Origin of the sequence: Phenylobacterium sp., from assembly GCF_004297125.1 — a bacterium.
Taxonomy (GTDB): domain Bacteria; phylum Pseudomonadota; class Alphaproteobacteria; order Caulobacterales; family Caulobacteraceae; genus Phenylobacterium.
In genome coordinates this window covers 179,974-204,250 of record NZ_SCVD01000024.1, presented here as the reverse complement: position 1 = coordinate 204,250, position 24,277 = coordinate 179,974, and the positions used below count along the sequence as shown (strand labels likewise).

Annotated in this window: 27 protein-coding genes; 12 read left to right on the top strand and 15 right to left on the bottom strand. The window is 69.5% G+C overall.

What is annotated here, in order from left to right; genetic code table 11:
• The first annotated feature begins 45 nt into the window (after positions 1-45).
• Together EPO51_RS17245 and spt are read left to right on the top strand one after the other, a co-directional pair.
• On the top strand, positions 46-297 hold the full coding sequence (locus tag EPO51_RS17245) for an acyl carrier protein (protein ID WP_465246611.1): 252 nt from the start codon (positions 46-48) through the stop codon (positions 295-297).
• A 2-nt stretch (positions 298-299) separates the two neighbouring features.
• The gene (gene spt / locus EPO51_RS17240) at positions 300-1,514 is read left to right on the top strand and encodes a serine palmitoyltransferase (RefSeq protein ID WP_293352797.1); all 1,215 of its coding nucleotides are present in this window, start codon (positions 300-302) and stop codon (positions 1,512-1,514) included.
• Here the strand turns inward: spt and EPO51_RS17235 are convergent.
• The 3 genes from EPO51_RS17235 to EPO51_RS17225 are packed head-to-tail and all read right to left on the bottom strand — an operon-like array spanning position 1,469 to position 4,343.
• The gene (locus EPO51_RS17235) at positions 1,469-2,398 is read right to left on the bottom strand and encodes a hypothetical protein (RefSeq protein WP_293352795.1); all 930 of its coding nucleotides are present in this window, start codon (positions 2,396-2,398) and stop codon (positions 1,469-1,471) included. The genes spt and EPO51_RS17235 overlap by 46 nt on opposite strands.
• The gene (locus EPO51_RS17230; protein WP_293352793.1) at positions 2,395-3,306 is read right to left on the bottom strand and encodes a diacylglycerol/lipid kinase family protein; all 912 of its coding nucleotides are present in this window, start codon (positions 3,304-3,306) and stop codon (positions 2,395-2,397) included. The genes EPO51_RS17235 and EPO51_RS17230 overlap by 4 nt, the downstream gene beginning before the upstream one ends.
• Complete coding sequence (locus tag EPO51_RS17225) at positions 3,303-4,343, bottom strand: CDP-alcohol phosphatidyltransferase family protein (protein WP_293352956.1); 1,041 nt, start codon at positions 4,341-4,343, stop codon at positions 3,303-3,305. The genes EPO51_RS17230 and EPO51_RS17225 overlap by 4 nt, the downstream gene beginning before the upstream one ends.
• Before the next feature lie 143 nt (positions 4,344-4,486).
• Here EPO51_RS17225 and EPO51_RS17220 point away from each other — a divergent pair, with 143 nt between their 5' ends.
• Complete coding sequence (locus EPO51_RS17220) at positions 4,487-5,368, top strand: metallophosphoesterase family protein (protein ID WP_293352791.1); 882 nt, start codon at positions 4,487-4,489, stop codon at positions 5,366-5,368.
• Here the strand turns inward: EPO51_RS17220 and EPO51_RS17215 are convergent.
• Positions 5,365-5,832 carry a DUF2141 domain-containing protein gene (locus EPO51_RS17215; RefSeq protein ID WP_293352789.1) on the bottom strand — a complete coding sequence of 156 codons (468 nt, stop codon included), beginning with the start codon at positions 5,830-5,832 and terminating at the stop codon, positions 5,365-5,367. The two genes, EPO51_RS17220 and EPO51_RS17215, sit on opposite strands and share 4 nt — an antisense overlap.
• Before the next feature lie 62 nt (positions 5,833-5,894).
• Here EPO51_RS17215 and EPO51_RS17210 point away from each other — a divergent pair, with 62 nt between their 5' ends.
• From EPO51_RS17210 to EPO51_RS17190, 5 genes are read left to right on the top strand one after another with little or no spacing between them, the layout of a single operon-like run.
• Positions 5,895-6,329 carry an HIT family protein gene (locus EPO51_RS17210; protein ID WP_293352787.1) on the top strand — a complete coding sequence of 145 codons (435 nt, stop codon included), beginning with the start codon at positions 5,895-5,897 and terminating at the stop codon, positions 6,327-6,329.
• A 22-nt stretch (positions 6,330-6,351) separates the two neighbouring features.
• Entirely contained in the window at positions 6,352-7,539 is a 1,188-nt protein-coding gene (locus EPO51_RS17205) for an LptF/LptG family permease (protein ID WP_293352785.1), read from the top strand.
• Positions 7,536-8,594: an LptF/LptG family permease gene (locus EPO51_RS17200; protein WP_293352783.1), complete on the top strand. Its 1,059-nt coding sequence runs from the start codon at positions 7,536-7,538 to the stop codon at positions 8,592-8,594. Before EPO51_RS17205 ends, EPO51_RS17200 begins: the two co-directional genes overlap by 4 nt.
• Complete coding sequence (locus EPO51_RS17195; RefSeq protein WP_293352781.1) at positions 8,594-9,733, top strand: dATP pyrophosphohydrolase; 1,140 nt, start codon at positions 8,594-8,596, stop codon at positions 9,731-9,733. Before EPO51_RS17200 ends, EPO51_RS17195 begins: the two co-directional genes overlap by 1 nt.
• Complete coding sequence (locus EPO51_RS17190; protein WP_293352779.1) at positions 9,730-10,479, top strand: nucleotidyltransferase family protein; 750 nt, start codon at positions 9,730-9,732, stop codon at positions 10,477-10,479. Before EPO51_RS17195 ends, EPO51_RS17190 begins: the two co-directional genes overlap by 4 nt.
• Here the strand turns inward: EPO51_RS17190 and EPO51_RS17185 are convergent.
• The 7 genes from EPO51_RS17185 to EPO51_RS17155 all read right to left on the bottom strand — a co-directional run bounded on the left by EPO51_RS17185 (position 10,476) and on the right by EPO51_RS17155 (position 15,865).
• Complete coding sequence (locus EPO51_RS17185; protein ID WP_293352777.1) at positions 10,476-11,555, bottom strand: methyl-accepting chemotaxis protein; 1,080 nt, start codon at positions 11,553-11,555, stop codon at positions 10,476-10,478. The two genes, EPO51_RS17190 and EPO51_RS17185, sit on opposite strands and share 4 nt — an antisense overlap.
• A 167-nt stretch (positions 11,556-11,722) precedes the next feature.
• Entirely contained in the window at positions 11,723-12,472 is a 750-nt protein-coding gene (locus EPO51_RS17180) for a phosphocholine cytidylyltransferase family protein (protein WP_293352775.1), read from the bottom strand.
• Positions 12,473-12,630: 158 nt separating this feature from the next.
• A complete protein-coding gene (locus EPO51_RS17175) occupies positions 12,631-12,891 on the bottom strand; it encodes an SWIB/MDM2 domain-containing protein (protein ID WP_293352773.1) in 261 nt (86 codons plus the stop codon).
• A 120-nt stretch (positions 12,892-13,011) separates the two neighbouring features.
• Positions 13,012-13,650, bottom strand: a complete 639-nt coding sequence (locus EPO51_RS17170) for a dienelactone hydrolase family protein (RefSeq protein WP_293352771.1) — start codon at positions 13,648-13,650, stop codon at positions 13,012-13,014.
• 66 nt (positions 13,651-13,716) lie between these two features.
• Complete coding sequence (locus tag EPO51_RS17165; protein WP_293352769.1) at positions 13,717-14,829, bottom strand: HlyD family secretion protein; 1,113 nt, start codon at positions 14,827-14,829, stop codon at positions 13,717-13,719.
• A complete protein-coding gene (locus EPO51_RS17160; protein WP_293352767.1) occupies positions 14,826-15,284 on the bottom strand; it encodes a PaaI family thioesterase in 459 nt (152 codons plus the stop codon). The genes EPO51_RS17165 and EPO51_RS17160 overlap by 4 nt, the downstream gene beginning before the upstream one ends.
• The gene (locus EPO51_RS17155) at positions 15,281-15,865 is read right to left on the bottom strand and encodes a TetR/AcrR family transcriptional regulator (protein WP_293352765.1); all 585 of its coding nucleotides are present in this window, start codon (positions 15,863-15,865) and stop codon (positions 15,281-15,283) included. The genes EPO51_RS17160 and EPO51_RS17155 overlap by 4 nt, the downstream gene beginning before the upstream one ends.
• A gap of 63 nt (positions 15,866-15,928) precedes the next feature.
• Here EPO51_RS17155 and EPO51_RS17150 point away from each other — a divergent pair, with 63 nt between their 5' ends.
• The 3 genes from EPO51_RS17150 to EPO51_RS17140 all read left to right on the top strand — a co-directional run bounded on the left by EPO51_RS17150 (position 15,929) and on the right by EPO51_RS17140 (position 19,772).
• Positions 15,929-17,527, top strand: coding sequence for a DHA2 family efflux MFS transporter permease subunit (locus EPO51_RS17150; protein WP_293352763.1), 1,599 nt, complete (start codon positions 15,929-15,931; stop codon positions 17,525-17,527).
• A 67-nt stretch (positions 17,528-17,594) separates the two neighbouring features.
• Positions 17,595-18,056 (top strand): Lrp/AsnC family transcriptional regulator, encoded by a 462-nt coding sequence (locus EPO51_RS17145; protein ID WP_293352761.1) that lies wholly within the window; start codon positions 17,595-17,597, stop codon positions 18,054-18,056.
• 84 nt (positions 18,057-18,140) lie between these two features.
• Complete coding sequence (locus EPO51_RS17140) at positions 18,141-19,772, top strand: acyl-CoA synthetase (protein ID WP_293352759.1); 1,632 nt, start codon at positions 18,141-18,143, stop codon at positions 19,770-19,772.
• 40 nt (positions 19,773-19,812) lie between these two features.
• On the opposite strand, the gene EPO51_RS17135 is transcribed toward EPO51_RS17140, so the two are convergent.
• The 3 genes from EPO51_RS17135 to EPO51_RS17125 are packed head-to-tail and all read right to left on the bottom strand — an operon-like array spanning position 19,813 to position 21,783.
• The gene (locus tag EPO51_RS17135; RefSeq protein WP_293352757.1) at positions 19,813-21,129 is read right to left on the bottom strand and encodes a M20/M25/M40 family metallo-hydrolase; all 1,317 of its coding nucleotides are present in this window, start codon (positions 21,127-21,129) and stop codon (positions 19,813-19,815) included.
• A gap of 5 nt (positions 21,130-21,134) precedes the next feature.
• Positions 21,135-21,521, bottom strand: coding sequence for a helix-turn-helix domain-containing protein (locus EPO51_RS17130; protein ID WP_293352755.1), 387 nt, complete (start codon positions 21,519-21,521; stop codon positions 21,135-21,137).
• A 31-nt stretch (positions 21,522-21,552) separates the two neighbouring features.
• Positions 21,553-21,783: a hypothetical protein gene (locus tag EPO51_RS17125; protein WP_293352753.1), complete on the bottom strand. Its 231-nt coding sequence runs from the start codon at positions 21,781-21,783 to the stop codon at positions 21,553-21,555.
• Positions 21,784-21,919: 136 nt separating this feature from the next.
• Between EPO51_RS17125 and EPO51_RS17120 the strand changes: the two genes are divergently transcribed.
• Positions 21,920-22,192 (top strand): hypothetical protein, encoded by a 273-nt coding sequence (locus EPO51_RS17120; RefSeq protein ID WP_293352751.1) that lies wholly within the window; start codon positions 21,920-21,922, stop codon positions 22,190-22,192.
• A gap of 5 nt (positions 22,193-22,197) precedes the next feature.
• Here the strand turns inward: EPO51_RS17120 and EPO51_RS17115 are convergent, their stop codons facing one another.
• A complete protein-coding gene (locus EPO51_RS17115; protein ID WP_293352749.1) occupies positions 22,198-24,276 on the bottom strand; it encodes a response regulator in 2,079 nt (692 codons plus the stop codon).
• Position 24,277 lies beyond the last annotated feature (1 nt).

The following is a 24,277-nucleotide window of genomic DNA, read 5'->3' as shown; positions in this document are numbered from 1 at the left end:
CGTTTGGCGTTAAGAGTATGAGAGCCGATGGGGGGCTCGCGCATGGTGGAACTGGCGACGGATTTGACCGTCCGTGAAGTCGCGCGAGCGGCGGAGACGGTCCTGGGCCGTAGCGTTCAGGTCACCCCGGACACCGACATTGCCCGTGATCTGGCTGTGGATTCACTTGCGCTGATGAACATCGTCATGGAGCTTGAGGATCGTTTCGACCTCTCGATTCCCCTAGACCGTCTGGCGACGGTACAAACGGTCGGCGACCTCTCCGATCTGATCAACAAGCTGCGGGTGAAGGCTTAAGGATGTCGCTGCTCGACAAGCACCTGGGCTATCGCGCCCCGTTGGATGGCATCCGCGCGGCGGGCGCCGATCCGTCCGCCGTTCGATTCGATGCGGTCCTGTCCCCCACCGAGGGCATGCTCGACGGCAAGCAAGTCATCTTGCTTGGCACGAACAACTACCTGGGCCTGACCTTCGACCCGGCCTGTATCGAGGCTTCGGCGGAGGCCGTGCGCCAATGGGGCACCGGCACGACAGGCTCGCGCTTCGCGAACGGCACCTTCGCGGGCCACACCGCGCTCGAGACGGCGCTGGCCAAGTTCTACGGCCGCAAGCACGCCATGGTCTTCACGACCGGCTATCAGGCGAACCTGGGGGGCATCTCCGGCCTGGTGGGACGCGGCGATCACCTGATCCTGGACGCGGACAGCCACGCGTCGATCTATGACGCCGCCAAGCTCTCGGGCGCCGAAGTCATCCGCTTCCGTCACAACGACCCCGAAGACCTGGCCAAGCGCCTGCGCCGCATGGGCGACGACGCCAAGGGCAGCCTGATCGTCGTCGAGGGCATCTATTCCATGATCGGCGACGTCGCGCCGCTCAAGGAGATGGTCGCGATCAAGAAGGAAATGGGCGCCTACCTTCTGGTGGACGAGGCCCACTCCATGGGGGTCCTGGGCGAAAAGGGCCGCGGCCTCGCCGAAGCCGCCGGCGTCGAGGACGACGTCGACTTCATCGTCGGCACCTTCTCCAAGAGCCTTGGCGCGGTGGGCGGGTTCCTCGTCTCGAACGAGGACAATTTCGACCTGCTGCGCATCGTCAGCCGGCCGTACATGTTCACCGCCTCGCTGCCGCCGGCGGTGATCGCCTCGACGCTCACGGCGCTGAAGCGGCTGGAAGAGGACAAGGGCCTGCGCACCCGGCTCGCCGCCAACGCCGACCGCCTCTATGACGGCCTGCGGAACATGGGCTACGTCGTCGGCCCGCACGCCAGTCCGATCACCGCCGTGGTGATGCCGGACCAGGCCATGGCCGTGACCATGTGGAACGCCCTGCTGCAGAACGGCGTCTACCTCAACCTCGCGATCCCCCCGGCCACCCCTGAGAACAAGTCGCTGCTGCGCTCCAGCGTCAGCGCGGCCCACACGCCGGAACAGATCGACCAGGTCCTCGCCGTGTTCGAGCAACTCGGTCAGGAGTTCGGGCTGCTCAAACTGGCCCGCCGCGCCTCCGCCTGACGCTTGCGTAGCTCGATCCACGCCCCGGGCGCCGCCAGGAACGGGTGGCGCTCGCGGAAGGGTGTGACCGCGATCTCGATCCCGGTGTGCCGCTCGACCTTGTAGGCCGCGTAGCGCGCCGCGCCGTCGAAGGTGAAGGCCGCCTTGAGGATCCGCGCCACGTTGAGCGGCTTGCCCGCCAGGTTGGGCCAGGTCCAGCCGGGCAGCCCCCGTTTCGCGGGTCGCAGGCTCGCCGCCTCGCCCCCGAACACCACCCCGCCCTCGCGCCAGGCCAGGGGCAGGATCTCGGCGTAGCGGTCGCCGCCCGACGCCATCACGGTGTCGGCGCGGTCGGTGCTCTCCACCCGGAACTCGGCGGCGTAGGTCTTGCGGAACAGCGCCAGCCAATAGGCGTCCGCCGGGCCCTCCTCCGGGCCCAGGGCGGCGGCGTAGCGGGCGGCCGTGACCACGGCGGCGGCCACGGCCCGCGCCGTCGCGGCGGCGGCTTCCGGGTCGGCCGTCCACACCCGCTGGCAAGGCTGCACGAACCGGGCCCAGATCGTGGTGTCCAGCGTGCGGCCCTCCGCGGCCCTGCGGAACACGGCCAGGGGCAGGGTCGCCACCTTGGCCCGCAGGACGCGCCCGCCGACGGCGACTTCGTGGTAGCTGACCTCGGGCCACAGCACCCGCTCGACCAGGCCGTGCAAGCCCCCCCGGTGCGGCCGGCGGGTCAGGCGATAGAAGTCCAGGATGCCGGAGAGGTCGCCCGTCCTCAGCGTCGAGCCGTAGTAGAGGATCGCGGCGTCGCGGGCAGGGTCGGCCAGGGCCTGGGCCAGAGCGACCACCGCCTCAGGCGCCGGCGCGGCCAATTCGGCCTCGATGCGCTGGGCGAGCGCTTGGCTCACGGGATCACGAACTCCAGCGACGGCCCCTGGCGCACGGTCAGGTCACCGCCCTTGTAGGGCTCGCCGTCCAGGACGAAGTCACCCTCGAATGAGATGTCGAAACTGTCCGCATCGTGTCGGTGATAGCCGCTGGCCTCCAGCCAAGCGGTGTCCTCGCCGCGGATGATCCTGGGCAGCGCCCGGAGCAGCCGCCGGGGCGGCGCCTCGACCGACAGCACCTTCAGCCCCTCGCGCGGCTCGCCATAGGGCTTGAGGCCCAGCGGGAAGCGCTTGAACGTCGAGGCCATCACCATGAACCAACGGCGCTCCTCCGAGGTCGCGCCGATCGCGAGCCTGGCCATCTCGCCGCGCCGCCAGCGGTCTCCGGCCCCGCCCAGCACCGTCCGGACCAGGCCGCCGGCCATGGTGACGCCGACCGCCGCGTCGTCGATGAAGCCCCGGCCGTGGTTCTTCTGGGCCAGCTTCGTCGCCCGCACGAAGGCCCCGACCCCGAACAGGAACCCGCGCCGCTCGGGCTCACTCTGCCCGGCCCGCATGACTTCCAGGCACTGGCGGCGCTTGGTGGGTTTGCCGGCCTGGCAGGCGGCCAGGATTTCCTCCAGGGTCGTGCCGAGCGGGGTCTCGATGTCGAGGGCCAGCGCGTTGGTCTTGCCGTTCGGCAGGACCGCGAGCCGGGGCCAGCGGCCCTCGAAAGCTTCGGGCAGGCGCGTCAGGACCTCCCGCACCGTCCCATCGCCGCCGTCGATCACCACCAGCTCCACGCCCTCGCCGGCCAGGCGGCGCAAACCGGCTGCCAGGTGGCTGGGCTCTTCCGGCACGATGTCGAGGACGTCTTCCGGCAGGGGCGCGCGGCCGGCTCCGCGGTTGCGGTGGCTGTGCTGGTTCCAGATGAGGCCAGCGCGGATCAACGCGACAGCCAGGACACGACACGCTCGCGCGGCATGGCCATGGCCTGGACCACCTGTGCAGCGTGGACGATGAGGCAGAGCCCGGTCCAGACGGCGACCAGGTAGAAGCCGATCTGCGGATAGCCGAGCAGCCACGCGGGCGTGAGGATCAGCAGGTTCGGGTTCCGGCGCGCGGTGATCAGGCGGAAGAAGCTGTCGAAGGGCCGCCAGGCATGCACGTGGAAGCCGAAGAGGCGCATGAAGGCGCCCTCCTCCACCCGCTGCAGCACGTAGCCGGCCAGGATCACGATCAGCGCGATCCCGGGCCCGTCCAGCGCCACCGCCGCGCCGAAGCACCCCACGTACCAGGCCCACCACCAGAACGGCGGATGGATCAGGTCGATGCCGTGGTCGAAGACGTTGCCGATCGCCGAGGAGGTCAGCGTCACCCGGGCCAGCTTGCCGTCGACGGTGTCGAGGAAGGTCATGATCCAGGCGCAGACCAGACCCCAGCCGAACTGCCCCTGCCAGAACAGCCAGAAGGCCGCGAGCACCAGGAGAAATCCGATGAAAGTCACATGGTTGGGGCGCAGACCTGCCACGGCGCACCAACGGGTGACGATGCGCGCCGGGATGGGCCACCAGTACTTGGTGACGACGTCGGTGACGCCCTTGTACGAGCCGGCGAAGGTGCGGGCTTCCACGGCGCGGACGTTGTCGGCCGTCAGCCGAACCAGGACCGGGGGCTCGCGCTTGCGCAGGGCCTCGTTGTAGGCGAGTTCGGCCAGGGACAGGCGTTCCAGCCCACCAGGATCGGCGCCCCGCTCCAGCGCCGCGGCGGCCTCGGCCACGCGCTCGGCCGGAACGTGGGCGGCCACCGCCTCGCCGGTGTCGGCGATCAGGACCGAGCCGGGCCGCTTCGCCAGGGTCGCCAGGAGGGACTCGTCATAGACCCAGCCGCCCAGCGCCAGCACCACATTCCCCGAGGCGGGCGCGGCCTCGACCACGCCGAGCTTGGCGCGCGCGAAGGTGCGGCGCAGCCGTTCGCGCGCTGTCATGCCCCATATGCGGACGTCGCCCGCGCCCAGGATCATGCCGGCGGGCGCGGCGGCCGTTTGAACCGTGGTCTGCAAAAGCCTCGCGCGCCTCTCACGCAAATCAGTGGAACCTGATACCGAGCGCCGTTCCGTTAGGAAAGCTCGTGACCGCCTTCCGTCTTGCCCATCTGTCGGACCTGCAGCTCCCGCCGCCGCCCCTGCCCTTCCGTTGGCGCGACGCCGCCTCGAAACGGCTGCTGAGCCGTTTCGCGTGGCGGCGCAAGCAGCGGCGACACATCCGGGCCGTCCTGGACGCCATCGCCGCCGACGTCGCCGCCCATGCGCCCGACCATGTGGTCATAACCGGCGACGTGATCAACTTCGCGACGCCAGAGGAATTCGCGGCCGCCCGCGTCTGGCTGGAGGGCCTCGGCGATCAGGCGGAGGTCACGGTCAGCCCCGGCAACCACGACGCGCTCAGCGCCGCGGGAGCGCCGAAGAGCTTCGCACCCTGGAAGCCCTGGCTCGGCGATGACGACCGCGGCTTCCCTTATCTGCGCGTCCGCGGGCCGGTGGCGCTGGTCAATCTCTCGTCCGCCACGCCGACGGCGCTGCACCTGGCCCAGGGCACACTGGGCGCCGCGCAGATCGAGCGGGCGCGAGCGCTGCTTCGCGAGACCGCGGAACAGGGCCTCTTTCGAATCGTCCTCCTGCACCATCCCGTGGCGCAGGGCGTGGTGGCGGGCCGCAAGGCGCTGACCGACGCCGGGGCCCTTCGGGCCATGCTGGCGGAGACCGGCGCCGAGCTGGTCCTCCACGGTCACGCCCATGAAGCGCTGATGACCCGGACGGCGGGTCCGGCCGGGCCGATCCCCATCCTGGCGGTCCCGGCCGCCTCGACGCCGGTCGGCGGCCACGGACAGCCGGCGCGATGGAACGAGATCGCCATCGCGCGTGAGGGGGCGGGCTTCCGCACGCAGGTCACGGCGCACGGAATCACCGCGGCAATGACCGTCGAGACCCTGGGCGGCTACGTACTGTGCTAGCGAAGGTACTTCATCTGGATCGGCGCCAGCCGCTCGCCCGGGCCCACCCGGAACCGAACCGCCGACAGGGAGGGCAGGCCCGTCTTGGTCTCCGGGTCGTTGGAGAAGCCGAAGCCCTCGGCTGGCAAGCCCACCAGCGTACGGTCGAAGTCGCGGTCGCCGTCGCGGTCATGATAGACCGCCACGGCATAGCTGCCCTGGGGCAGCCAGAAGCAGGCGCGCACGCTTGCGGCCGCCCGCACCCGCTGGCGCGCCAGCTTGCCGCCCTTGGCGAGGAAACGGCGCTTGTCGTCGGGATAGACGGTGATCGCCACCTCGCCCACGGCCGGGCGGACGCCAGCCACCTGGACCACCAGTCGGGAGGAGTTCGCGGCGCGCACGCCCGCGCAGCCCTGGTCCGCGAGGGCGGGGCTGGCGGCCAGAAGGCCCGCGGCGACGGCGAATGCGGCCGTTCGGCCTTTCATGGTCAGGACCGGCTCCCTATGATCTTCGCGCGGCCTGGCCGCTCACCTGGCACGGACAGATCGTGACGAACCCGACCGCCCGCAAGTTCGGATACCCGCGTACGATGGTCGCGGAGACGGAGCATTGGCTGGTCCTCGTGCGGCCGCAACAACCGACGTACGGCGCGTTGGTGCTGGTCTGCAAGGACCAGGCGACAGCGTTCTCCGACTTGTCGCCCGCCGCATTCGCCGACATGAAGCTGGCCGTCGATGGCATTGAGGCCCTGCTTCGAAATGCTGTGGCCTACGAGCGCATCAACTACCTGATGCTGATGATGGTCGACCCCGACGTCCACTTCCACGTTCTGCCTCGATACGAAGGCGAGCGGCTTTACGGCGGCCGGGCCTTCAAGGATGCGGGCTGGCCAGGTCCGCCAGCGCTTGCTTCGCACGTCGCACTGAGCGAGGAGGAGGCAGCGGCGCTCGCCGCCGATTTCGCCGCCCGCTGGCGGGCATGACCGCCGCATCCCGGGGGACCTGTTGAGTCTCATCGACCGCTACCTGCTCCGCCTGGCCTTCTGGCCGATGGTAGGGGCGATGGGCGTGACGCTGGTCGCGCTGCTGCTCGAGCGTATCCTGCGGCTGCTCGACATGCTGTCGGCGTCCAGCGACCGGTTCGGATTCGTGGCCCAGCTGGCCGTGAACCTGGTGCCTCACTACCTGGGCCTGACCCTGCCGGCCGCCTTCTTCCTGGCCCTGGTGGTCGTCGTGAACCGGATGAACCAGGCCTCGGAAATCGACGCCCTGCTGGCGGCGGGCGTCTCGCTCACCCGCCTGGCGGCGCCCTATCTGTGCCTTGCCGCGGCGTTGACCGGGGTTAGCCTGCTGGTCTTCGGCTTCCTCCAGCCCTACAGCCGCTACGCCTACCGCGCGGTGCTGCACACGGCCCAGAACGCCGGCTGGAACGGGCTCGTCCCCGCCGAGACGATCCTGTCGCCGTCCAAGGACCTGACCATGACCACCGACGAGGCGGACGCGGCGGGCCAGCAGCTCTCGCGCATCTTCATCCGCCGGATCACCGACAAGGGCCGCGAGGAAGTCACCACGGCCCAGATGGCCGAGGTGCGCCGCACGAACGACGGCCAGAACGTGCGCCTCGAGCTCCGGAACGGCCAGCAGCTCCGCTTCAACGACCAGGGCCGCCCCGAGATCCTGAGCTTCAAGACCTTCACCATGCAGCTTCCCATGACCGGGCCGGCCAAGCTGCTGCGGTCTCGCGGCGGCGACGAGCGCGAGCTGACCCTGTTCGAGCTCGCCGACCAGGCGCGGAGCGGCCGGTCCACGATCCCGCGGGAGGCGTTGAAGGCCGAGCTCTACGGCCGCCTGGCGCGCGCCTTCTCCCTGCCGCTGCTGCCCCTGCTGGCCGTACCGCTCGGGCTGGCGGCCAAGCGCAGTGGACGCGCGCCCGGCGCCATCGTCGGCGGTCTGCTCCTCCTCGCCTTCCACCACATGGTGCAGCTTGGCCAGGGACTGGCCGCCAGCGGCCGCATGTCGGCGGAGCTTTCGGTCGGCGTGCCTTTCCTGATCTTCGCCCTGATCGCCTTCACGGTCTTCATCACCAGCCGCAAGCGGCCCGGAGAGACGCCCATCGGCCAGCTCATGGAGCATCTCGGCGCCGCGATGGCCCGCATGCGCATGAAGAAGAAGGCGGCGGGAGCCGCCGCATGACCCTGGGCGGCTATCTCCTCAAGCTGATGGGGTCGCGGATCCTCATCGCCCTTCTGGTGCTGGTCGGCGTCCTGCAGATCCTCGACCTGCTGGACGTGACCAACGAGATCCTGGACCGCAACCTGGGCGCCGGCGGCGTGGGCTACTACGCCCTGCTGCGCCTGCCGCGCCTGATCGAACAGGCCGCGCCGCTCGCAGTGCTGGCCGGCGCCCTCTTCGCCTTCGGCAAGCTGGCGGGCGACAGTGCGGTGACGGCGATGCGGTCCACGGGCGTCTCCGCCTACCGCCTGACAATGATGGCGATCCCTGCGGCGCTGGTCCTGACCCTGCTTCAGCTGGCCATCGGCATGCAGATCGCACCGCGCACCGACACCATCCTGAGCGACTGGTGGCAGGCGAGCTCGCTGAAAGACCCGTCTAAGGTCATCGATCCGGTGACCTTCCGCGTCGGCGACGAGATCGTCGTCGCGGTGCCCCGCGACCCCGACGGCCGCAGCCTGGAGAAGGTGACCATCTATCGCCGCGACCAGGCCGGCCGGCTGGTCCAGCGCACCAGCGCCCCGGCCGCCGTCTTCGAGAACGAGCGCTGGCGGCTGGTCGAGCCACGCTTCGAGACCCTGGGCGCAGCCAGTGTGACCGAGGGCCAGGCGCGATCCATGGACTGGACCCAGAGCCTGCGTCCGAGCGACGTGCGCACGCTGGCCCAGGGCCAGACTTCTGTGACCCCCGCCGAGGCCAGCCGGGCGCTCGCCGGCGGCCTCTCGGTGCGGCCGCGCACCTTCTACGACACCCAGCTCCAGCGGGCCTGGGCGGCGCCGCTGTCCTGCCTCGTGATGCTGCTGCTGGCCGCACCCGCCGCCCTGGCGAACTTCCGGGGGGGCGGGGCGACCTTGATCATCCAGTGCATGGCGGCCGGCCTGCTGTACCTGGTGTTCGACGGCGCCTTCACGGCGCTGGGCGAGAACGGGGCCGTGCCGCCGATCCTGGCGGCCTGGGCCGCGCCGGCGATGTTCGCGGCGCTCGGGGTGACCGTGCTGCTCTATCTGGAGGGATGATGGCCTCGGGGGGCGTCCACATCGTCCCGGTCGGTTCCAAGGCGGAACTGGACCGGTTCATCCGCGTGCCCATGCGGCTGGGCGAGCGCGACCCCAACTATATCGCGCCGCTGATCATCGAGCGCGGCGAGTCGCTGACCGCCAAGGGCAATCCCTTCTTCGAGCACGCCGACGTCCAGTTCTGGCTGGCGGTGAAGGACGGCCGCGACGTCGGCCGGATCAGCGCCCAGATCGACCACCTCAACCCGCAGACCGCGGAGGGCGTCGGCCACTTCGGCCTGATCGCCGCCGAGGACGACCCCGAGGTCTTCGCCGCGCTCTTCGCGACCGCCGAGGCCTGGCTGAAGGCCAAGGGCTGCAAGACCGCCATCGGGCCGGTGAACCTGTCGACCAACGAGGAGGTTGGGCTTCTGGTCGAGGGCCACGACAACCCGCCGATGTTCATGATGAGCCACGACCCGCGCTACACGCCGGGCCGCATCGAAGGCGCCGGCTACGCCAGGGCCAAGGACATCTTCGCCTATGTCTGCAGCGTAGCCGACGACCTGCCCGCCCCCATCCTGCGCCGCATCCGCAAGGGCCTGCCCGAAGGTGTCACCTTGCGCACCCTGGAGATGAAGCGCCTGGACGAGGAGGTGCGGACGCTCACCGGGATCCTCAACGACGCCTGGTCGGGCAACTGGGGCTTTACGCCCACCACCGAGGCCGAGACCAAGGCCCTGGCGACGACGCTGAAGCTACTGATCGACGCCCGACTGGCCTGGTTCGCCGAGATCGACGGCGAGCCGGCGGGTTTCATGATCCTGCTGCCCAACATCAACGAGGCGATCGCCGACCTGAAGGGCAAGCTGTTCCCGTTCGGCTTCCTCAAGCTGCTCTGGCGGCTGAAGGTGAAGGGACCGAAGACCGGCCGGGTGCCGCTGATGGGTGTGAAGCGCAAGTTCGCCTCGACGCGCCGCGGCCAGCTCCTGCCCTTCCAGCTCATCGACGCGGTCGCCCGGGCGGCCCGCGAGCTGGGCTACGAGCGCTACGAGCTGTCGTGGATCCTGGAGGACAACGTCGCCATGCGCCGGATCTGCGACGCGGGCGGGGCCAAGGTCTACAAGACCTACCGGCTCTACGAGAAGGCGCTGGCGTGACCGGCTTCTCGGCGCTGGTGCTGGCGGGTTCGCGCGGCGGCGAGGACCCGGTGGCGGCCTATGGCGGGGCCGCGCACAAGGCCCTGATCCGGCTCGGCGGCGAAACCCTGCTGGCGCGAGTAGTCGCGGCCTTGAGGGCGGCGGGCGCGACGCGCGTCGCGGTGATCTCAAGCCACCCCGAGGTCCGCGACGAGATCGCCCGCCTGGGCGCGGAGGCCCTGGACGAGGCCGCGGGGCCCAGCCTCAGCGTCAGGGCGGGCGCGGAACGACTGGGGACGCCTCTGGTGGTCACGACCGCCGACCACGCGCTGTTGCGACCCGAATGGGTCGCCCGCTTCCTCGCCGACACGCCCGCCGAAGCCGACGTCACCGTCCTGGTCGCCGCCCGCGCCACGGTCGAGGCCGCCGCGCCAGGCACGAAGCGCACCTGGCTGAAGCTGGCCGACGGCGACTGGTCGGGCTGCAACCTCTTCTACCTGGCCAACGACCGCGCCCTGGGCGTCATCGACCTCTGGCGGCGCGTGGAGGCCGAGCGCAAGCGGCCGTGGAAGATGGCCCAGATCCTGGGGCCGCGGATGCTGCTGCGCTACATCACCCGTCGCCTGAGCCTCCGGGACGCGGCGGCGCGGCTGGGCGCACTGGCCGGGGTGCGGGCGGCGATCGTGGAGACGCCCTACGGCCTGGCCTCGGTGGACGTCGACAAGCCCGCCGACCTGGACCTCGTCCGGCGGATCGTGGCCGGCTAGGCGGCGTCCGCGCGCTCGGACGGGGCGTGCGCCCGGCGCTCCTCCTGGACGATGCAGCCGTACCAGCCCAGCCCTTCGTAGGTCTCGTAGCCTGGCGTCAGCGCATAGCCGACGGTCACGCCCTGATCCGCATAGCTGCCCATGCTGACCACGGTGGCGGGCAGCTGGAAACGATCGGTGAGTTCGCCGCGCCGGTCCGAGGCGGCCAGCACCCGGCCCGTGCGGTCCAGCAGGAGGACGCGCGAGCGGTGTTGCTCCTCCTCGGTCAGGCGGACACCATCGACCACCGCGCGGGCCTGGGGCTGCCAGTCGAAATGGATGCCCAGCACGCCGATGACCTCGCCGGTCACCGACCCTTCGCGGCGGATGGCGGCGGCGTAGGTGGCGACCGGCGCGTCGTTCAGCAGCACTTCGCGATCCACGTCGCAGGCGACGAACTCCTGGCCCGACGCGGTGGACTTGGCGTTCTTGAACCACGCCGCGTTCGCGACCGAACTGCCGGCGACGCGCGGATAGCGCTCGGGCCGGCCGGTGGCGATCACCCGGCCGCGGGCGTCGCAAATCCATAGGTCGAGGTACACCGTGTAGGCGTCGAGGATGACCTTCAGACGGCTGCTGGCGTGCGCGGCCGCCGCGTCCGTGGCCGCCGTCGCACAGTCCACGACTGCTGAGTCGGTGGCCCACCAGCGGACGTCGCAGGTCCGCTCGTAGAGGTTCCGGTCGATGATCTCGATGGCGTTGAGCGCCAGGTCGGCCAGCCGCTGACCGCGCAGGTGACCCAGGATCGCCCCGCCGACCGCGGAGAGCTCCTTCAGGTTGCCCTGGACCTGACTCTCCAGGTCGGCCGTCACCTCGTCGATGCGCGACGAGATCTGCTTGAACTCCTCGGCGACGACGGCGAAGCCACGCCCCGCTTCGCCGGCGCGCGCGGCGGTGATCAGCGCGTTGATGGCTAGCATCTTGGCTTCGCGGTTGATGCGGGCGATCTCGCCGATGCTGGTGGCCGCGGCCGTCGAAAGTCGCTCGGAGAGCTCGAGGATCCGCTCCGGGACCAGCGCCTCATCGTTGTCGGACACGGAACCTCTGCCGCAACTGGGCGGCGCCCACCACAGGCGCGCAAAGTCGGGACGCTAAGGTTGCCAGCCTTTCGAAGTTGTTGCCACGCATCGGCGGGGGCCAGGACGGCCGCCCAACAGGCCACATGCGCCTATTCTTCAGGCATCATCGCTATGAGATCAGGCGCCTAGGCGCGGGCCGGCGCCGTCCAGCCGCTCGACAGGCGATTCAGGTTCTCGACGTCCTGCGGGAAATCCATCTCGCCCCATTCGAGGCCCTCGATGGAGGCGACCTTCACGTCGACGCCCGCGCGGGCCAGCTCATCGATGACCGACAGGTACCAGCGGCGCAGGCCATCCGGCGTCTGCAGCACCTTCTCGACGCCGGCGGCGAACTTGGCGGCGCCTTCGACAGAGAACCGCAGGAAGCCGATGGACTCGGCGTCGTAGGCCTCGATCGTCTTGCCAATGGCCACGAGGCGGCCCGCTTCGGTCAGCACCTTCATGTCGTCCGCGTCGTAAGCCGGCTTACGGTCGATTGCGACGGTGATCTCGGCCGGTGGCGCAGCCAGCAGGCGCTCGGCCACGCCCGGGCCGAACAGGGTGTCGCCGTTCAGGACCAGCACCTCGCGGTCGAACTCCTGGCGTACGATCCAGCACGAGGCGGTGTTGTCTGACACCGTGTAGAAGGGGTTGAAGGCCAGCCGCACGGGCATGTCGAGACTCAGGGCCGCGACCTCGGCCTCGACGGCGTCGGCGCGGAACCCGGTGACGATCACCGCCTCCTGCACGCCGGCCGCCTGCAGGCGCAGCAGCTGCCAGGCCAGCAGGGCGCGGCCCGAAAGCTCGATCAGGCACTTCGGACGCGCCTCGGTGAGCGGCAGGAGGCGCTTGCCCTGCCCAGCGGCGAGGATGATGGCTCTGTTGGGCGAGGTCACGAAAGCGTCCGTGAGAAGGGATATGGCGGCCCGGGCCGCTCAGGTCGGCCCTTATGTAAGGGCTCGGTCCAAAAGTGAAGAGACCTCGCAGGGCGAGCGGCCCGCGAGGTCTCTCTTTTCCGTAGAAGGCGGCGGCGCATGGAGGCGCCGCACACGTCCTACTTCAGGTGCTTCGCAAGGTGCTTGTTCATCTCGAACATGCTGACCTTGTCCTTGCCGTCGAACACGGGCTTGAGCTTGGCGTCGGCCAGGATCTCGCGCTTGTTGGCGGGGTTCTGCAGGTTGTTCTTCTTGATGTATTCCCAGATCTTCGAGACGGTCTCACCGCGCGAAAGCTGGCCAGCGCCTACGACGGCCGCCAGTTCGGCGGAGGGCGTCAGCGGCTTCTGCAGGGCGTTCGTCTTCTTTTCCGTGGCCATGGGCTCCCCCGGCTAAAATGTTGGCGCGAGGTCCCGGCGGGGGTCGCCGTGACCGAGTCGCTTTGGGTATCCTAGCGCCGCGCGCGTCGGGCGCTACAGAAGATGCGTCACATCAGTCGTCTAAGGGTTGAGCGCGTGACGCGCGGCTCCTGTTCCATCATCGCTCTCCGACGCTGACGCGCCGAGGCCACGGCCGAAGAAATCCAGCAGCTCGGACCAGCGGGGCTCGTCCTCGTAGACTTCGATGTCGAACAGCACGCCCGATAGGTTAAGCGCCGCCTCGAGCAGGCCCGCGCGGGCGGGGACCGCGCCCATCGCATAGCCAAGGCGAACCAATCCATTGATTTTCTGCGATATTTCCAGCACGGCCCTGGGGCCGAAACCCCGCGCGCCATAGGCCGCGACCGCGGCGATCCGCTCGGCCCGACCTGCCGCCAGGGCAAGCGCGAGGTCGGCGCCGGACCCGAAACCCAGCACGCCGACCCGCGTGTCATCCACCCGGCGCTCGTCGGTGAGATGGTCCAGGCAGGCCCGAGCGGCCTCCCGCCTGTCGTCCGCCGAGAGGCCCGATAGATCGGGCGCGAGGACGAAATAATTGTGGGCGGATAGGCGCCGGGCCCGGGATTCCGCCGTTTTGGCGGGTCCATTCCGCCGGGAAAGCAACAGAATCGGTGGCTTGCGGCCCGGGCTGTCGGGACAGGCGACGAAGGCGTCCAGGGCGCCATCGTCCATTTCAAGCTCGATACGGGCTTCCGGCATGGCCCGACGTTATTCCTACTATATAAGTGGGAATAACGGCTTTGTCTGAGACCGGATTCAGATTTGCTACTCGCCTTCCAGTTCGACCGTGACCTTGGCGGACAGGCCGGGGCGCAGCTTGGCCACCCCCGGCTGGCCGGGATCGAAGCGTAGGCGCACGGGCACGCGCTGGACGATCTTGGTGAAGTTGCCGACCCCGGGCTCGAACGGCAGCAAGGCGAACTCCGAGCCGGTGCCGGGGGCGAAGCTGTCCACGTGCGCCTTCAGGACCACGCCCGGCAGGGCGTCGACCTTCACCTTGGCCGCCTGGCCGTTCAGCATCCGGGCGGTCTGGGTCTCCTTGAAGTTGGCGGTGATGTAGAGCCGGTCCAGCGGATTGACGACCAGCAGCCGCGAGCCGGGCTGGACATAGTCGCCGACATTGGCCTGGCGGTCGCCGACCACGCCCGCCACCGGCGCGCGGATCTCTACGTGCTGCTGGTCCTGGCGAGCCAGGTCGAGGGCTGCGGCGGCCTTCTGGCGCTGGGCCCTGGCCTGGGCGATGGCGGCGAGCAGTTCGCCCCGGCGGCTGGCGGTGACGCTAGCCTGGCTACGGCTGACCGCAAGCATGGCGCGGGTCTTGTCGGCCGCCGCCGCGGCGGCCACGGCGTGGGTCTGGATCCGGTCGGCGTCGCGGCGCGGCGCGTAGCCGGTCTTCAGCAACGCATCGTAGCGAACCCAGTCGGCCTTCGCCCGGACCGCTTCGGCGTCGGCGGCGCGGATGCCGGTCTCGGCCTCGCGGACTTCGGCCACGGCCATCGCCTCCTCGGAGCCCAGGCGGCCGAGGGCGGCTTGCGCCGAGGCGATCGCGGCCTCGGCGATGGCCAGATCGCCCTGGGCCGAGGCCACGCGGGCGGCGTATTCCTCGGGATCCAGGCGCACCAGCACCTGGCCGGCCTTCACCGGCTGATTGTCGCGCACCAGCACCTCGGCCACATGGCCCCGCACCCGCGGCGCCACGATGGTGACGTCGGTCTTCACATAGGCGTTGTCGGTGGTGGCCGAGGCCTTGGCCGAGTGGATGTAGGTGTAGCCGGCGGCGCCCACGACCAGGGCCGCGCCCAGCATCAGCACGCCCCGGGGCGGCAACCTGCGCCTGGCCTTGACGGGCACGCCTTCGGTGACGGTTTCCATTTTCATCGGTCGAACACCAGCAGGGTGGAGGTCGCGGTCGCGTACAGGCGGCCCTCCAGGTCGGTGAGCCGGCCCTCGGCGAAGGCGGCCCGGCGGCCCACTTGGATCACCTTGCCCTCGGCGCGGACCGGGCCGGTGTCTTTGGTCATGGCGCGGTGGTAGGCGACCTTGAGCTCCAGGGTCGTATAGCCCTGCCCCGCCTTCAGCGCGGAATGCACGGCGCAGCCCACGCAACTGTCCAGCAGGGTGGCCGCATAGCCGCCATGGACGGTCCCGATCGGATTGTAGACGCTCTCGTCCGGATGGCCGCCGAAGACCACCCGGCCCTCCTCCATCTCGATGACCGAGAAGCCCAGCGTCCGGCCGATGCCCGGAGCACGTTCCGGCCGCGCCGGATCGAAGGCGTATCGCAGCTGCTCCAGGCCGGAGAGCTTCGACAGGTCGGGCGCGACGGCGTTCACTGGACGATCCCCATGCGGGCCTTGATGCCGGCCCGCGCCGCGGCGAGCAGGCGATCGGCTTCCTCATCGTCGGAGATGGCGCGTGACAGCGCCACCGTCCCGGCCATCTCGGCCACGATGGAGGCGGCCAGGCTGTCGCGGTCCCTCGTGCCTTCCGGCAGCCAGTTCGCGATCCGGCCCACCAGGCTGCGCACGCCGCGCTCGTAGGCCTCGCGCACCGGCAGGCCCTGCCGCGGCAGTTCGCTGGAAAGGCCCGCGACCGGGCAGCCCCGCTCGGGATGCGCCCGGTGCTCCGGGGTGACGTAGAGATCCACGAACCTCGCCAGCGCCTCGGCGGGGACAAGGCCGTCGGTCATCTTCCCGAAGCGTCGCGAGCTCTGCCCGAAGGCTTCCTCGATGGCGGCGACCACCAGGGCCTCCTTGTTCGGGAAGTGGGCGTAGAAGCCGCCGTGGGTCAGGCCGGCCTCGGCCATGATCTCGGCGACGCCGACGCCCTCCGGCCCCTTGGCCCGAACGGCCTTGGCCGCGGCCTTCACGACCTTCTTCCGAGTCTCTTCCTTGTGGGTCTCGCTATAGCGCATGGGCTTGCCCGCGTTTATATGATGCTCATAATATTAAGCGCCGACCGCCGGAGCGCAAGGACCATGACTGTCGCAACCGCTTCCGCCGCCGGCGCGCCGCCCGTCGGGCCGGCTTCGCTCAGCGAGAGCCGCAAGCTGCTGATCTTCGCGATCATGGCCTTCGGTCAGTTCATGGCGCTGCTGGACATCCAGATCGTCGCTGCCTCGCTGAACTCGATCCAGGCCGGGCTGAACGCCGGGCCCGACGAGATCGCCTGGGTGCAGACCGCCTATCTGATGGCCGAGATCGTCATGATCCCGCTGGCGGCCTTCCTGTCCCAGGCGGTTTCGACCCGCTGGCTGTTCACGCTCTCGGCAGGCCTGTTCACGCTCTCCAGCCTGCTGTGCGGCCTGGCCTGGGACATCAATTCGATGATCGCGTTCAGGGCCATCCAGGGCTTCACGGGCGGCGCGATGGTGCCGCTGGTGTTCGCCACCGGTTTCGCCATGTTCGACGGGCCGAAGCGGGCGATGATCCCGGCGATCCTAGGGATGGTCTCGACCCTGGCTCCCACCTTGGGGCCCAGCGTCGGCGGCCTGATCACCGAGTACTACGACTGGCGCTGGCTGTTCTTCATGAACATCGTGCCGGGCGTCGCAATCACCATCCTGTTCCCCCTGCTGGGCAAGGTGGACGGCGCCAATCCCGCGATGCTGAAGCGCATCGACTGGCTGCACGTGGCCTCGCTCGCCGTCTTCCTGGGCGGCCTCCAGTACGTGCTGGAGGAAGGCCCGCGCCACGAGTGGTTCACCGACGAGAAGGTGCTGGCCGCCGCCTGGTTCTCCTTCGTCGGCTGCGTGGTGTTCTTCGAGCGGACGTTCTTCTCCACCATGCCCGTGGTGAAGCTCACGCCATTCAAGCGGCCGACCTTCGCCATGGCCTGCGCACTGAACGTGGTGATCGGCTTCGGCCTCTACGCGGCCACCTACCTGACGCCGGTCTATCTCGGCCGGATCCGGGAGTTCTCCAGCCTGCAGATCGGGTTGACCGTGTTCGTCACGGGGATCGCCATGACCATCACCGCCCCGATTGCGGCCCGGCTCTCCACCCTGGTGGACGCCCGCTATGTGATCGCGGTCGGCTTCTCGATGTTCGCCCTGTCGCTCTGGATGTTCAGCCACGTGACGCCCGAGTGGGGCTTCTGGGAGCTGTTCTGGCCGCAGGTGATGCGGGGCCTGGCCATGCTGCTGTGCATCGTCCCGGCGGTGGGCATGGCGCTGAACGGCGTACCGCCGGACCAGCTGCGCTATGCGTCGGGCCTGTTCAACCTGATGCGCAACCTGGGCGGCGCCATCGGGATCGCGGTGGTGAACACCTGGCTGATCGATTTCACCCGCGACCATGCCGCCCGCCTGTCGGCCGCCATGGGCGAGCAGCCGGACAGGGCGCGGGAGATGATCGGAGGCCTCTCGCAGATGGCGCAGCAGTGGACTCCCGACGGCGCCCGCGCCCTGCAGATGGCCGAGGCGGTCATGGGCCGGGTCGTGGGCCGCGAGGCGGCGACCCTGGCGTTCGCGGACACCTACATGCTGATGGCCCTGCTGTTCGCCGTCGCTCTTATCATCGTGCCGTTCGCCAAGCCCGCCCCGCTGCCCAGCGGGCCGCCGCCCTTGGAGCACTAGAAGACGAACCTCTGGCCTCCATCCAGGCCCGACGCTAGAATCTGGTTCTCTGAGGGGAGCCACGACTATGGATCTCGTTCTCGACGCCGTCGACCGCCGCATCCTGCGAGAACTGCAGCGGGACTCCACTATCGCCATCGCGGACCTGGCGCAGCTGGTCGGCCTGTCGCAGACGCCGTGCTGGAAGCGGATCAAGCGGCTGACCGACGCCGGGATCATCACCAAGCGGGTGGTGCTGCTGGACCGCAGCAAGCTGGACCTGAGCCTGGCGGTCTTCGTCTCCGTGCGCACCAATCGCCACGACCAGGAATGGCTGGACGCCTTCGCCGGCGCGGCCGCTTCGATGCCCGAGGTGGTCGAATTCTACCGGCTGTCCGGCGACACCGACTACCTGCTGAAGGTGCTGGTGCGCGACATCGCCGCCTATGACGCCTTCTACAAGCGCCTGATCGCCGCCGTCCCGCTCTCGGACGTCAGCTCGGCCTTCGCCATGGAGCAGATCAAGTCCACGACCGCCGTCCCGATCTAGCGACCATCCCCGTTTGACATAACCCCACGGCAGGCCGCCAACTTCCTTCCAACGAACAAGAGCGTGTCGGGAGGCGTATCGGCCATGGCGTGGACAATCGCGGACGTGTGGGAGGCGATCGCCGCCGCCCAACCGGAGCGCCCGGCGCTGGTGCAGGGCGAGCGTGTCATTACCTGGGCTCAGTTCGACGCCCGCGCCGACGCCCTGGCCGCTCACTTCATCCAAAGCGGCATGGGCCATCAGGCCAAGGTCGCGGGCTACCTCTGCAACGGCCCCGAGTACCTCGAGACCTACTTCGCCGCGTTCAAGGGCGGCTATTCGCCGGTCAACACGAACTATCGCTACGGCGCCGAGGAGATCGTCTACCTCTTCGACAACGCCGACGCCGAGGCGGTGGTCTTCCACGCCGGGTTCACGGACCTGCTGGAGCGGATCCGCGACCGGTTGCCGAAGGTGAAGGCCTGGATCGCGGTGGCCGAGCCCGGCCATCCGGTCCCGGCCTGGGCCGCCGACTACGACACCATCGTCGCCAGGGCGCCGGCCGAGCGTCCGGTGAAGGCGAGCTGGGGCCGCTCGGGCGACGATCTGTTGCTGCTCTACACCGGCGGCACCACCGGCATGCCCAAGGGCGTGATGTGGCGCCAGGATGACCTGTTCCAGGTGCTGGGCGCTGGCGGCAACGCGGCCCTGGGCATCCCGCCAGCCACCTCGATTCCCGAACTCATCGCCCGCATCCAGGGGCCGGACCACCTGCGCGGCACCATGATCGTGGCCGCGCCCCTGATGCATGGCACCGGTCAGTTCTCCGCCTTTATCGCCTTCAACGGCGGCGGCACGGTCTGCGCCCTGCCCTCCCGGAAGTTCGACCCCGTCGAGCTGTGGAACGAGACCGAACGGCTAGCGGCCACCAACATCGTTCTCGTCGGCCTGGCCTTCTCCACGCCCATGCTCGAGGCGCTGGAGGCCAATCCCGGGCGCTGGGATCTCACCAGCGTCCGCGCGATGAGCTCCTCAGGCTCGATGTGGAGCCAGGAAAACAAGCGGGGTCTCCTCAGCCACATCCCCGGCGCGCTGATCGCAGACAGCTTCGGCTCTTCGGAGGCCGTGGGGTTGGGAGCGTCGGCTTCCGCCGCGGGCGCGGAGGCCCAGACGGCAGCCTTCATGCTCGGCCCCAACACGGCGGTGTTCAGCGAGGACGGCCGGCGGGTCGAGCCCGGCTCCGGCGAGCGCGGTCTGGTGGCGGTGAGCGGCTTCCTGCCCGTGGGCTACTACAAGGACGAGGAGAAGAGCGCCAAGACCTTCAAGGTCATCGAAGGCGTCCGCTGGAGCGTGCCGGGCGACTGGGCCGAGGTGAACACCGACGGCTCGCTGAAGCTGTTGGGCCGCGGCTCGGTCTGCATCAACACCGGCGGCGAGAAGGTCTTCCCCGAGGAGGTCGAGGAGGCGCTGAAGCGCCACGCCGACGTCCGCGATGCGGTGGTGGTCGGCGTCCCCGACAGCCGCTTCGGCGAACGGATCTGCGCCGTGGTCGAGCCCGAAGCCGGCGCCCAGCCGACCCTGGCCGGCCTGTCCGAGCACGTGCGCGGCCAGCTCGCCGCCTACAAGGCCCCCCGCGAACTGGTGGTGGTGGCGAGCATCGGCCGCGCCCCCAACGGAAAGGTCGACTACAAGGCCATCAAGGAGCACGCGCTGGCCACGCTGGGCGCTCCGGCCTGACGCCAGGCTCATCGCCGCGGATGCGGGACGAACGGATGAGCTATCGCCTTGGCCGAGGCTCTTTCGAAAGCCGGGTGATCAGCAGGGCGGCGCGTTTGGCCTGAACGTCCAGGCTCTTCAGGTCGGCCGTCTCGCCGGGCGCGTGGCTGCCCTCGCCCGCCATGCCCAGCCCGACCAGCCCGTCGATGAAGGCCACGAACGAGATGTCGCCGGCGCCGCGATTGGCGGGATCGCCCGCCGGCATCTCGGGCAGGTCCAGGGCGGCGTTGACCTGGTTCAGCTTCGCCAGCAGCGCCTTGTTGCCCTCGGTCGGCGCCATGGGCGGATAGCCATCGTCGGAGAAGACGATCTCGGCCTCGGTCTTATCCAGGTGGCGGGCGACGATGGCCTTCATGCGGGCCCGCACCCGCTGCTCCTGCTCCTCGGAGAGGGTGCGGATATCGCCGCGCGCCAGGGCCTCGGCGGCGATGACATTGGGCTTGCCGCTGGCCTGGCCGCCGGTGTCGCCGGCGTTCAGGTCGGCCTGGGAGCCGCCCACGATCACGCCCACGTTGTAGGTCAGGTTCGGCTCCGGCAGCTCGCGGCGGAACTCGTCGACGATGCGGGCCAGCTCGTAGATCGCGCCACAGCCCGCAGCCGGCTTGCAGACCCCCGACGAATGGCCGGACGGCGCCTTGGCCCGGATCGTCCAAGAGGTGGAGGACCGCCGTGCGATCGAGCCCACGTCCCGGCCGCCAACCCGCGACAGCCCCTCGAAGTCCAACGCCACGTCGCTGTTGCGCCCGGCGGCGATCAGGTCCGCGCGGGCTTCCGCCAGCGGCGCGCCCGGCTTCTCCTCGTCGCCCGTCAGCACCACGGTGATGTCGGCGGTCTTCAGCGTGCCGGCCGCCTGCATGGCGCGCAGCGCGGCTACGATGATCACGTCGCCGCCCTTCATGTCGCCGACGCCCGGCCCCTCGACGATGTCGCCGTCGCGCTTCCAGTCCTGGAACGGACTATCGGGCTCGAAGACGGTGTCCAGGTGGCCGATCAGCAGGATGCGCTTGCCCTTGCCGTTCCCCTTGTGGGTCGCAATCAGGTGGCCCGCGCGGCCCACCTTGGCCATCGGGATCCAGCGGACCTGAAAACCCAGTTGCTCGAACTCGGGGCGCAGCATCTGCCCCACCCGCTCGACGCCCGCGAGGTTCATGGTGCCGGAGTTCACCCGCACCAGATCTTCGAGGAGCTTCAGGTTGCGCGCGTTGTCGGCCTCGACGGTCGCGACCATCCTGCGCTCGGCCGCGTCCCTGGGCGCGCCGAAGGCCGGCGACGCCAAGGCGACCGCCGCCAGGACGGCCAGGACCGCGGACGTGCGCATGAATATCAGCTCGGCTGGCTGCGCAGGCTGCGGACGAACTCCACCAGGGCCGAGCGGGAGACCCCGCGCGGCAGGCTGGCATAGGCCTTGAGAAGTTCCAGGGCGCCAGGCTCGGCCAGCAGGGCCGCGACTTCGTCGACCGCGCCGCTGTGGACCGATGCTTCCCCGAACATCTCGGCCACCGGCACGCCCAAGGTCTTGGCGATGCGAGTCAGCATGGAGGCGCTGACGCGATTGGCGCCGCGCTCGTATTTCTGGATCTGTTGGAACGTCACGCCGGCGGCTTCCGCCAGCGCCTGTTGCGACAAGCCCCGCACCTTGCGTAACAGCCGTATCCGCGCCCCGACAGCGACGTCTACAGGATCAGCGACCGCCTCGGGTCTGTTGGCCATTTGTGTCCGGATCTCCTAGAGGACGTGAGCTCTACCTTGTACGACTGGCCGCGTCATCGGCCGGAGGAACAAGGTTTTCTTGCGGCAACACTGTATCCGAAATGCAATAGCAGGCCTCGGCAATCACGATGCCCAAGGCCCGCCGCAGGGGACCAAACGCCGGCACATCGCGTTCAAGCTGGATCAATTCTTCTTCATAGGGCGCCAGCAGCTCGACAAGGTTCTGGGCAAGACGCCTGCCGTGCTCCGAGTCCTGAATCATGTGGCCCCCTTTTGCGGGAACCTCGACCATCGAATAGGCGAATGCAAGCAACCCCAGCGGGCGATGGCCTCAACAGCGATCATGCGTCGCAGGTAGGGGGGAACTCCCGGTGGAATAAGGGGTTACCCGCCACCAGATGGGACATCCACACCGACATCAGGGCCGTCCGAAAACCTGCGAGGTCATCGACTTCGACGAGGCAATGCTGAACGCCTGCCCGCCAGAGGTGCAGGCAGACCTCATGATGGAGGCGCGACTGCTGGCCGGCGTCTTCGCGCCGCACGGCGACGCGACCGCCCTGGAGCGCATCGCGATACAACTCTCGGCGGGTGAACGGGACGGGGAAATGGACCGCGCCCATGCGCGTCGCGTGGCGGCCGCGCTCAAGCGGCTGGCCCGGGACCGCTAGGATTTCTATTCCGCGGCCGCCGACGCGCGTTTGCGCGGCTTCCGTTCGGGCCGGTCCAGGAGCTTGCGGAGCGTCGTGGCCAGGACCGCTGCTTCGTAGGGCTTGTCCAGCAGCGGGAACTCCCGCCCGTCGATCGCCCGGTCCTCGCCCACGAAACCGGATGTGAGCAGCACCCGCAGGCTCGGCCGCAGCTGGCGCGCCGTGCGGGCCAGGCTGAGGCCGCTGACACCGCCCGGCATGACGACATCCGTGAACAGCAGGTCGATCGCCGGGTTGGCGTGCAGGACTTCCAGCGCCTCGCTGGCGTTGGTGGCGGTGGTCACCTGGTAGCCCAGACCGGTCAGGACATCGAGCGTCAGCGCCAGCACCGTGGCGTCGTCCTCGACCAGCAGGATCTTCTCGACGCCACCGACCACCTTGGCCGCCGGGACATCGCGCCGAGGGGCCTCCGCCTCGCCGCCGCTGGCCGGCAGCAGGAGGTGGAACGCGGTCCCCTCGCCCGGCGTGCTTTCCAGGCGCACCTCGCCGTCGGACTGGCTAACGAACCCGTAGACCTGGCTCAGGCCCAGCCCGGAGCCCTTGCCGACGTCCTTGGTCGTGAAAAATGGCTCGAAGACCCGGGTCCGCACCTCTCCGCTCATGCCGATGCCGGTGTCGCGCACCTCGATGGCGACATAGCCCAGCTCGGTCGGGCCGGGCTCCCGGCGGGTGGCGATCAGCAGGCGGCCGCCCTCCGGCATGGCGTCGCGCGCATTGACGGCGAGGTTCAGCAGCGCCGTCTCGAGTTGGGTCGAGTCGACGTGGGTGTTCAGGGGTTCGGCCGGAAGGTCCAGATCGATCGTGACGGCCTCGCCGACCGCCTGGCGCATGAGGGGGGCGAAGTCGCGGATCAGGCGATTCACGTCCAGGGTGACGGGGGTGAGGCGCTGGCGGCGCGAGAAGGCCAGCAGCTGACCCGTGAGGTCGCGGCCCCGCTCGGCGGCCTGGCGCACGGCCTCGATGCGCCGCATGCGGCGCTCATCCTCCTCCTTGCGGGTGGCCAGCATGTCGATGTTGCCCAGCACCACCGTCAGCAGGTTGTTGAAGTCGTGGGCGACGCCGCCGGTGAGCTGGCCGACGGCCTCCATCTTCCGGGCCTGGGCCAGCTGCTCCTCCAGGCTGCGGCGGTCGGTGGCGTCCAGGATCACACCGAAGATCTCGCGCGCCTCGCCGTCCGTGCTGGGGGCGACGACGCCCTGGTCCTGGAGCACCCGATACTGGCCGTCGGCGCAGAGCCAGCGGTACTCGACGCTGTAGTGGCCGGTGCGGGCGGCGGCGCCGACGCGCTCGACCACCGTCGCCAGGTCGTCGGGGTGGATGCGGCTGGTCCCGAACTCGGCCTCGCCGGTGAAGCGCCCGGCCGGGAAGCCGGTGATCGCCTGCACGCTGTCGGAAACGAACAGCGGCGCGAAGGGCGGCTCGATGCTGCGCGAGTGGAAGACGATCGGCAGCGACCGCAGGATCGCCTCCTGGGTCGCCTCGGTGCGGCGCAGCGCGCGCTGGGTGCGGTCGTTCTCGGCTTTCACGCGAGCATGCTCGTCCAGCAACCACTGCTGGTAGGCCGACTGGCGCTCCACCTCCTTGGTTTTCAGGAAGAGGTCGACGAACACCTGCACCTTGGCCTTCAGGATAAAGGGGTCGATCGGTTTGAACACCACGTCGACGGCGCCGGCGGAGTAAGCTTGGAAGATATGCGCCTCGTCGCGGAAGATCGCGGTGAGGAAGACGATCGGCGTGTGCTGGTTGCGTTTGCGCGAGCGCACCAGCGCGGCCGTCTCGTAGCCGTCCATCCCCGGCATGTGCAGGTCGAGGAGGATCAGGGCGAACTCTTCCGAGAGCAACCGCTTCAGCGCCTCCTCGCCGGACCGGGCGACGATCAGCTCGTGGCCGAGCTCGTTCAGCGCCTCCACCGCCGCGTACGCGTTCCGCTCATCGTCGTCGACGATGAGTATCCGCGCCGTGAGCGGGGCGTCCAGGTCGGGCGGAGCCGGCGGCTCCGCCCCCCAGGCCCGGGGCAAGGGTCTGGTGGTCGCGGTTGGCGTCACG